Source organism: Calidithermus terrae (assembly GCF_003574345.1).
GTDB classification, from domain to species: Bacteria; Deinococcota; Deinococci; order Deinococcales; family Thermaceae; genus Calidithermus; species Calidithermus chliarophilus.
In genome coordinates this window covers 1-3,779 of the sequence record NZ_QXDL01000298.1, presented here as the reverse complement: position 1 = coordinate 3,779, position 3,779 = coordinate 1, and the positions used below count along the sequence as shown (strand labels likewise).

Annotated in this window: 4 protein-coding genes; all 4 read left to right on the top strand. The window is 71.1% G+C overall.

Annotated elements, in window-relative coordinates:
- The first annotated feature begins 85 nt into the window (after positions 1 to 85).
- Positions 86 to 451, top strand: coding sequence for a hypothetical protein (locus Mterra_RS19635; RefSeq protein WP_119316660.1), 366 nt, complete (start codon positions 86 to 88; stop codon positions 449 to 451).
- Positions 432 to 1,634, top strand: coding sequence for a dipeptidase (locus Mterra_RS19630; protein WP_119316659.1), 1,203 nt, complete (start codon positions 432 to 434; stop codon positions 1,632 to 1,634). Before Mterra_RS19635 ends, Mterra_RS19630 begins: the two co-directional genes overlap by 20 nt.
- 154 nt (positions 1,635 to 1,788) lie before the next feature.
- Positions 1,789 to 2,631 (top strand): alpha/beta fold hydrolase, encoded by an 843-nt coding sequence (locus tag Mterra_RS19625; RefSeq protein ID WP_119316658.1) that lies wholly within the window; start codon positions 1,789 to 1,791, stop codon positions 2,629 to 2,631.
- Positions 2,628 to 3,779 (top strand): M24 family metallopeptidase (locus Mterra_RS19620; RefSeq protein WP_119316657.1); only part of this gene is annotated, 1,152 nt, incomplete at its 3' end. The genes Mterra_RS19625 and Mterra_RS19620, both read left to right, overlap by 4 nt.

Genomic DNA, 3,779 nt, shown 5'->3' with positions numbered 1-3,779 from the left:
GAAGGGCAGCTTGTAGGGGCGGCTATGCACCAGCGAGGCCACCACGGCCTGCGGCAAGGTCCAGCCTGCCCCCATCACGGCGGGGATGAGCCCGACGGGCGCGTTGCTGGCCCCGAGCTGGCTGGCGGCCTTCCTGCTCGACAGCGAGCCGCGGCCCGGCCAGGACTTCGGCCTCGCCGGGGCCCGGCAGCTCCTCGCCCGGGCGCTGGGGATGGCCCGCCGGGCCGAAGCCCTCCCGCCCGAACATTGGCCCGCCTTCAGCGGGCCCTACGACGAGTTCCTCACCCACCCCTACCACCTCGTCGCCAGCGTCTACCTCAGCGCCGGCGGCCTGGTCGCCGGGGCCGGCCTGCAGGCGACGGCCTTCGCCGCGGCCAACGGCCTGCCCTTGCCGAAGATCGTGCCCCTCACCGCAACCACAGGAGCCACTCATGCAGAACAAGCGCTATAGCGGATACAAGTCCTTCGAATACCTCGAGCCCGGCCTCGACTACAAGCCCTTCAAGCTAGCCAAGGAGCTGGGCCGGGTGCCGAGCCGGGGGGTGGAGGTGACGCCCGAGCAGGAGGAGCGGGTGAGGCGCATCTTCGAGCAAAACCTCATCATCTCGCTGCACGACCACTGCTTCGTGGCCCCCGAGAACCTCGCCGAGTTCTTCGAGTTCCGCCGCCAGGGCCGCGACTGGACCGGCTACGAGGGCCTGAGCGTCAGCGGCCTCGACTGCGTCTTCGACAACCTCATGAACGGCACCGCCATGATCACCTCGCGCGGGGGCTGGAAGTGGGACGACATCATCTACGACCTGGGCATGCGCCTGTCCGACATCGCGCACCAGGACATGGTGGTGCTGGCGACGACCACTGAGGACATCGTGCGGGCCAAGCACAACGGCCGGGTCGCCTTCGTGGTCTCGCTCGAGGGCGCGGCCATGATCGAGAACGAGCTCGACCGGCTGGACATCCTCTACGGGCTGGGGGTGCGCTGCCTGGGCATCGCCTACAGCGAGGGCAACCAGCTCGGCGGCGGGCTGCGCGAGCCCAACGACGGCGGGCTGACGGTCTTCGGCCGCCAGGCGGTGCGGCGCATGAACAAGCTGGGCATCGCCATCGACATCTCCCACTCCGGCGACCGCACCTCCATGGACACCATCGAAGTCAGCGAGAAGCCGGTCTTCATCACCCACGCCGGGGCCCGGGCGCTGTGGAACTCCAACCGCCTCAAGCCCGACGAGGTGATCAAAGCCTGCGCCGCCAAGGGCGGGGTCATCGGCATCGAGGCCGCCCCCCACACCACCATCACCCAGAAGAACCCCCGCCACACCATCGACAGCTTCATGGAGCACTTCGAGTACTGCGTCGAGCTCGTGGGCATCGACCACGTCGCCTTCGGCCCCGACGTGCTCTTCGGCGACCACGTGGGCCTGCACCACACCCTCTCGGAGGCGCTGTCCATCGCGGCGAGCCGGGGGAAGCTCGAGTACCCCCGGGTGGAGTGGGTCGACGGGCTGGAGAACCCGGCCGAGGCCTTCCCCAACATCGTGCGCTGGCTGGTCAAGCACGGCTACAGCGACGAGGACATCGCCAAGGCGGTGGGAGGCAACGTCATGCGGGTGCTGAAGGAGGCCTGGTACAAGTAGCGAGTAGGCGAGCGTTCGGCTTTAGCGCCTCGTGGCACCGCGCCCCCTCGACCTCTTGACGAGCCCACGAGCAGACCCAAGCGCAGGGCCTTCCAGGGGAACACCCGGCAGCCGGCGGCCCCGCGGGGAGCCCTGCGAGTTCGAAGGAGCCAAGATGCACATCGAAGTCAACGGGGTAAGGCTGGTCTACGACGACTCGGGCGGCGACAAGACCGCCTTCGTGACCCTGCACGGGGGGCCGGGGATGGGCAGCCGCAAAGGGGACTGGGCCGCCTTCCAGCCCCTCACCGACGCCTACCGCCTCGTCAGCTATGACCAGCGCGGCAACGGCGAGTCGGAGGGCCGTGAGCCCTACTCGCACGAGCAGTTCGTCGCCGACCTCGAGGGCCTGCGCCAGGCCCTGGGGCTGGGCAAGATCGTGCTGCTGGGCGGCTCCTACGGCGGCTTCATCGCCCTGGAGTACGCCCTGCGCCACCAGGACAAGCTGCACGCGCTGATCCTGCGCGACACCGCCGCGAGCAACAAGTACCAGTACACCTCCAAGCAGCGGGCGCTGGCGAGCGGCTTCCCGATGGACGAGGAACGCCTCGACCGGCTCTTCGACGGGCGGATGACCTCCGACGAGGACTTCCGCGAGAGCTTCGCCATGATCCAGCCGCTCTACACCGTCCGGCGCGACCCCGAGGAGGAGGCCCGGCGGCTGGCGGCCATCCCCTTCCGCTACCAGACCCACAACTGGGCCTTCAGCCGCAACCAGCCCGGCTACGACATCGCCTCGAGGCTGCCCGAGATAAAGGTCCCGGTGCTGGTGACGGTCGGGCGTCACGACTGGATCACCCCGCTCGAGGCCAGCGAGGAGCTCGCGCGGGGCCTGCCCAGGGGCGAGCTCGTGGTCTTCGAGAACAGCGGCCACTCGCCCCACGTCGAGGAGCAGGGGCGCTACCTCCAGGTCGTGCGGGACTTCCTGAGGCGCCACCTCGTCCCGGAGCGCCGGTGATCGGCCCCGTCCCCCCCGGCGAGCGCGCCCAGCGGGCGCGGCGGGCCTTCGACTTCGCCGGCCCCGGCCTCAGGGGCTTAGTGCTCTTCGACGACCAGTTCATCCAGTACTACGCCGGCTTCGCCTTCATCCCCACCGAGCGGCCCGTCGCCCTGGTCGTCACGCGCGAGGGCGAGCGGGTGCTCTTCGTGCCCCGCCTCGAGCACGAGCACGCCCGCGAGACCGCGCAGGCCGATGAGGTGTGCTCGTACCCCGAGTACCCGGGCGAGCGCCACCCCCTCCACCTCCTGCTCGAGCACCTCCGGCGCCTGGGCTTAGCCCCCGGCACCGTGGGCGTGGACCACGACGGCTACCCCCCGGTCATGGGCTACTCCGGCCCCGCGCTCAGCGAATTGCTGCCGGTGCGGCGGGTCTCCGCCGCGCTCGACCGCCAGATGGCCCTGAAGTCCGAGCACGAGCTCTCCCTCATCCGCGAGAGCGCCCGCTGGGCGGAGCACGCCCACCGGCTGCTGCAGCAGTACACCCGCCCCGGGCTCACCGAGGGCGAGGTCGAGGCGCGCGCCACCCGCGAGGCCACCCAGGCCATGCAGGCGGCGCTGGGGCCGGGCTTCCGCAGCCACAACCGCTGGGTCAGCGGGGCCGTGGCGCTGTACCGCGGCCAGGTCGGGCCCAACAGCGCCCTGCCGCACGCCATCGGCATCAACGCGGCCTTCCGGCCCGGCGACAACCTGGTCACCGGGGCCAGCGCCGGGGTGTGGGGCTACCTCAGCGAGCTCGAGCGCACCCTGTTCGTCGGCGAGCCCACCCCCGAGCAGCGCCGCTACTTCCGGCACATGCTGGCGCTGCAGGACCTGGCGCTGGAGCACCTGCGCCCGGGGCGGGCCTGCGCCGACGCCGACCGCGCGGTGCGGGCGTACTGCGAGCGGGAGGGCCTCGCCGGGCACTGGCGGCACCACGTGGGCCACGGCCTGGGGCAGCGCATCCACGAGAGCCCCTTCCTCGACGTCGGGGAGACGGCCGTGCTCGAGCCCGGCGGCGACCTGATGATCTTCGGCAGCCCCCGGCTGACCCACAGCCTCCAGGGCCTGGGCCTGGTCGACGAGTACCTGCTGTTCGTCAACCCGCTGCTGCTGGGCGACGGCGTGCCG

Coding starts and splice junctions, on each gene's coding strand:
- Mterra_RS19635 (WP_119316660.1), top strand. CDS start 86: ATGAGCCCGACGGGCGCGTTGCTGGCCCCGAGCTGGCTGGCGGCCTTC.
- Mterra_RS19625 (WP_119316658.1), top strand. CDS start 1,789: ATGCACATCGAAGTCAACGGGGTAAGGCTGGTCTACGACGACTCGGGC.
- Mterra_RS19630 (WP_119316659.1), top strand. CDS start 432: ATGCAGAACAAGCGCTATAGCGGATACAAGTCCTTCGAATACCTCGAG.